Origin of the sequence: Kitasatospora sp. NPDC056783, from assembly GCF_042789895.1 — a bacterium.
Lineage (GTDB): Bacteria > Actinomycetota > Actinomycetes > Streptomycetales > Streptomycetaceae > Kitasatospora.
Genome location: NZ_JBHUAF010000501.1, coordinates 1 through 5050 on the forward strand (window position 1 = coordinate 1; position 5050 = coordinate 5050).

The following is a 5050-nucleotide window of genomic DNA, read 5'->3' on the forward strand; positions in this document are numbered from 1 at the left end:
GGAAGGGCCCGCACCCCTCGCCGGGGTGCGGGCCCTTCGCCGTGGCTCGTCGTGGCCGTAGTCGCTCGCCGTCGTCGCTCGCCGTCGATCACGCCGCGGCTCGCCGTGGGAGCCGGCCTACTTCGCCGGCTCCTCCTCGTCGTCCAGCTGCGCCTTGATCGGCGGTGGCGCCTTCAGCAGGATCTGCCAGGTCACGTACATCGCCAGCAGCAGCGGCGGGATGCCGAGGGCGACCTTCAGCCAGCCCAGCAGGTTGACGTTGTGGGTGAAGTACAGCGGGAAGAGGATCACCGGCTTGAGGCCCATGATCAGCACCCACGCCCAGGTCGCCTTGGTGTAGGCCGCCAGGCGGCCCGGGTTCTCCTTGCGCCAGGTGAACATCTCCCCGGTGATCGGGCCGAGCATCACCCCGATCATCGGCCAGCGCACCAGGGCGGAGACCGCCAGGGCGACGGAGTAGGCGACGTTCCAGAGCAGACCGGGCAGGTAGAAGTCCTCGGCCTTGCCGCTCTTCATCGAGATCCAGGCGCCGAGCGCGACGCCGAACACCCCGCTGAAGGCGTGCTGGATGGTCTCCCGCCTCGCCAGCCGGGCCACCACGAACAGGGCGCTCAGACCGAGCGCGGCCCAGGCCGAGGTGCTGACCTGGTGGGTCAGGTTGTAGGTGACGATGAAGACCAGGCCGGGCAGCGTCATGTCGATCATGCCGCGGACGCCGCCGAAGGCCTGGAGCACGGTGTCGGCGGCTTCCTTGGAGGCGGCCTTGCGGGCTGCCTCCGCGGCCGCGAGGTCGGCGGCCGGGTCGAGCTGGGCGGCGGCCTCGCCGCCGGGCTGGTTGCTCACGCTGATTCGCTCCCGTGTCCGACCGGACGCAGCTCGTAGCGGGGGTTGAACAGCACGCGGTGCCCGCGTGCGTGACTGATCCGGCCACTGGCGATCAGCCGGCGGCCGGGTTCTATCCCGGCGATCGAGCGGCGGCCGAGCCAGACCACGTCCAACGCCTCGGTGCCGTCGAAGAGTTCGGCCTCCAGGGCGGGCACGCCGGCCCGCGGGCGGAGCGTCACCGTGCGCAGCGTGCCCGCGACGGTGACCAGCTCGCGGTCCGCGCATCCGGCGATCGGCGTGCAGCCCGACTCCGCGGCGCTCTCCTGGCGCAGCTCCTCGGCGTCCAGCTCCTCGGCCGAGGAGGTCAGCCGGCTGAGCATGCGGCGGAACCGCCCCTGCGGCTGGCCGATGCTGTTGTCACCACTCATGCCGGAAGGGTACCGGGTTCCGGGCCCCCGGGGGCAGGTCGTGCGGCCGCCGGGGGCAGTCGCGGTCAGCTCTCGAACCGGTATCCCATGCCCGGTTCGGTGATGAAGTGGCGCGGGTGCGAGGGGTCGCGCTCCAACTTGCGGCGCAACTGGGCGAGGTAGACCCGCAGGTAGTTGGTCTCGGTGCGGTAGGCAGGGCCCCACACCTCCTGGAGCAGCTGGGTCTGGCTGACCAGCCGCCCGGCGTTGCGGACCAGCACCTCCAGCAGGTGCCACTCGGTCGGGGTGAGGCGGACGTCGGCGCCGTCCCGGTTGACCTTCTTGGCGGCGAGGTCGACGGTGAAGGATTCGGTGACGACCAGCGAGTCCGCCTCCCCGGCCACCGGCTCGGCCCGCCGCACCGCGGCCCGCATCCGGGCGAGCAGCTCGTCCATGCCGAACGGCTTGGTGACGTAGTCGTCGGCGCCGGCGTCCAACGCCTCGACCTTCTCGTCCGAGGCGTGCCGCGCGGACAGCACGATGATCGGCACCCGGGTCCAGCCGCGCAGCCCGCGGATCACCTCGACCCCGTCCATGTCGGGCAGGCCGAGGTCCAGGACGACGACGTCCGGGTGGCGGGCCGCGGCCAGCTCCAGGGCGCTCGCGCCGTCATGGGCCGCGTCCACCTCGTACTTGCGGGCCTTGAGGTTGATCACCAGCGCGCGGACGATCTGCGGTTCGTCGTCCACGACGAGGACCCGGGTCATTTTCGGGCTCCGCCTTTCAGGGCTGTCTGACTTACGGATTGTGGGACTTTCGGTACGACGTACGGCGGGCGCCGCCGACCGGAGGCGACGGGCCCGGCCGGTGTGCCGCCGGTGCTCAGGTGATCAGCTCCGGGAGCGGACCGACACCCGGACCGACACCCTCGCCCGGCTCCCCCGCTTCGGGCGGCCGCTCGACCACGGGCAGGCTGACGACCATGGTGAGGCCACCGCCCGGAGTGTCCTCGGCGGTGACGGTACCGTCCATCGCCTCCACGAAGCCGCGCGCCACCGCGAGCCCGAGGCCGACCCCGGCGCCGCGCGGCGCGTCCCCGTAGCGCTGGAACGGCGCGAAGATCTTCTCCTTGGCGTCCTCCGGCACGCCCGGGCCGCGGTCCACGATCCGCAGCTCGACCCGGGCCGGCATCCCCGGCCGCCGCAGCTCGTCGGCCTTGACCAGCACCTTGACACCGTCCGGACTGTACTTGACGGCGTTCTCCACCAGGTTGGCCAGCGAGCGCTCCAGCAGGCCGCCGTCGGCCCGGACCATCGGCAGCGTCTCCGGCACCTCCAGCCGGACGGACTCCAGCGGCACCCCGCCGAGCGCGAACGGCACCACCTCGTCCAGGTCGGTCTCCTGGATCAGCGGGGTGACGGTACCGGTCTGCAGCCGGCTCATGTCGAGCAGGTTGTTGATCAGGTGGTCCAACCGGTCGGCCCCGGCCTCGATGCCGGCCAGCAGCTCGGCCTCGTCCTCCGGATCCCAGTCGACGTCCGCCGAACGCAGCGAGCTCACCGAGGCCTTGATGCCCGCCAGCGGGGTGCGCAGGTCGTGCGAGACAGCGGCCAGCAGGGCCGTCCGAATGCGGTTGCCCTCGGCCTCCCGACGGGCCTCGGCGGCTTCCCGGGCCAGCCGGCGGCGTTCCAGCACCACGGCGGCCTGGGCGGCGAAGGCACCGAGCAGGCGGCGGTCCGCCCCGGGCAGCACCCGGCCGCGCAGCACCAGCGCCAGGCTGTCGCCGACCGGCACGTCCACGTCGGCCTCCTCCGGCCGCCCCGGCGGGCGCGGCCCGGCGGCGGCCACCGACTCCCAGGCGGAGAGCGGATCGGGCCGTTCCAGCAGCGCGGCGCTCTCCTGCCCGAAGGTCTCGCGGACCTGCTCCATCAGCGCGGTGAGCACCCCGTCCCCGTTCGGCGCGCCGCGCAGCACCGTGCCGGCCAGCGCGCTGAGCGTCTGCGCCTCGGTCTGGCTGAGCGCCGCCTGCTGGGTGCGCCGGGCCGCGAGGTCCACCACCGAGGCTACCGAGATGCCGACGATGGTGAAGATGGCGACCGCCATGATGTTCTGCGGCTCGTTGATGGTGAAGGTGTGCAGCGGCGGGGTGAAGTAGTAGTTCAGCACCGAGGACCCGACCAGCGCCGAGCCGATGGCCGGCAGCAGCCCACCGACCAGCGCGGCGCACACCGTCAGCGACAGGAACAGCAGCATGTCGGTGGAGAGCCCCAGCCCGCCGATCGCGGCCAGCACGATCGCCAGCAGCGGCGGACCCGCCAGCCCGATCAGCCAGCCCGCGACCGTCCGGGTACGGCCCAGGTCGGTGATCCGGCGGACGGGTATCTTGCCGCGGCGCCCGTGCCCGGCGTGCTCGTGGGTGACCATGTGGACGTCGATGTCCCCGGCCTCCCGGGTCACCGTGGTGCCGACGCCCGGCCCGTACAGGTACTGCCAGGCGGGCCGCCGGCTGGTGCCCAGCACGATCTGCGTCGCGTTCACGCCGCGGGCGAAGTCCAACAGCCCCGCGGCCGGGTCGTCGCCCAGCACGGCGTGGAAGGAGCCGCCGAGGCTCTCCACCAGCACGCGCTGCTCGATCAGCGTCTGCGGCGAGCCGGAGCCCACCAGCCCGTCCGAACGGGAGATGTGCACGGCGAGCAGTTCGCCGCCGGAGACCCGGGCCGCGATCCGGGCCGCCCGGCGGATCAGCGTCGCTCCCTCCGGTCCGCCGGTCAGACCGACCACGATCCGCTCCCGGGCCTGCCAGGTGCCCTCGATGCCCTGCTCGGCCCGGTACTTCTGGAGGTACTCGTCCACCCGGTCGGCGGTCCACAGCAACGCCAGCTCGCGCAGCGCGGTCAGGTTGCCCGGGCGGAAGTAGTTGGCGAGGGCGGCGTCGATCTTCTCCGGCGCGTACACGTTGCCGTGCGCCAGCCGTCGCCGCAGCGCCTGCGGGGACATGTCCACCAGCTCGATCTGGTCCGCCCGCCGCACCACCTCGTCCGGGACGGTCTCGCGCTGGCGCACCCCGGTGATGCCCTCGACGGCGTCGCCGAGCGACTCCAGGTGCTGCACGTTGACGGTGGAGATCACGTCGATCCCGGCCGCCAACAACTCCTCGACGTCCTGCCAGCGCTTCTCGTTGCGGCAGCCGGGGACGTTGGTGTGGGCCAGCTCGTCCACCAGGGCCACCTGCGGGCGGCGGGCGAGGACGGCGTCCAGGTCCATCTCGGAGAACCGGGCGCCCCGGTGCAGCACCTGCTGGCGCAGGACGACCTCCAGCCCGGCGACCATGTCCAGGGTCCGTCGCCGGCCGTGGTCCTCCACGAACGCCACCACGACGTCCGTGCCACGCTCCTGTCGCCGGTGCGCCTCGGCGAGCATGGCGTACGTCTTGCCGACCCCCGGGGCCGCCCCGAGGTAGATGCGAAGCCTGCCTCGTCCCATGAGCACCATTCTTGATCCGGCCCTGCCCGGGAGACACCCCCGGACACCTGTTCCCCTCGCCTTCGAGACTACGGCGTGCGATGAGATTTTCCGCTGATCAGTACGCTGATCAGGCGGTTTTAGCGGCATATTGACGGTGGACCAGCCACTCGGCGGGGGTCGTCCGGAAGGGATCCGGGGCAGAGCGGGCGGAAATGCCCGGAAACGCGAAGAACCCCCATCCGGAAACCGGATGGGGGCTCATTCACAATAATTGTTCGGCGGCGTCCTACTCTCCCACAGGGTCCCCCCTGCAGTACCATCGGCGCTATGAGGCTTAGCTTCCGGGTTCGGAA

Annotated in this window: 4 protein-coding genes and 1 rRNA gene; all 5 read right to left on the bottom strand. The window is 72.1% G+C overall.

All coding sequences use genetic code 11. The annotated features are described in order from the left end of the window. Positions 1–117 precede the first annotated feature (117 nt). On the bottom strand, positions 118–843 hold the full coding sequence (locus ACFRMQ_RS37890) for a DUF3159 domain-containing protein (protein WP_380735421.1): 726 nt from the start codon (positions 841–843) through the stop codon (positions 118–120). Further along, entirely contained in the window at positions 840–1253 is a 414-nt protein-coding gene (locus ACFRMQ_RS37895) for an OB-fold nucleic acid binding domain-containing protein (RefSeq protein ID WP_380735422.1), read from the bottom strand. Before ACFRMQ_RS37895 ends, ACFRMQ_RS37890 begins: the two co-directional genes overlap by 4 nt. Positions 1254–1318: 65 nt before the next feature. Continuing rightward, a complete protein-coding gene (locus tag ACFRMQ_RS37900; RefSeq protein WP_049657530.1) occupies positions 1319–1999 on the bottom strand; it encodes a response regulator in 681 nt (226 codons plus the stop codon). 115 nt (positions 2000–2114) lie between these two features. Next, positions 2115–4715: an ATP-binding protein gene (locus tag ACFRMQ_RS37905; RefSeq protein ID WP_380735423.1), complete on the bottom strand. Its 2601-nt coding sequence runs from the start codon at positions 4713–4715 to the stop codon at positions 2115–2117. A 255-nt stretch (positions 4716–4970) separates the two neighbouring features. Continuing rightward, positions 4971–5050: ribosomal RNA gene (gene rrf, locus ACFRMQ_RS37910) — 5S ribosomal RNA — on the bottom strand; the annotation flags it as partial.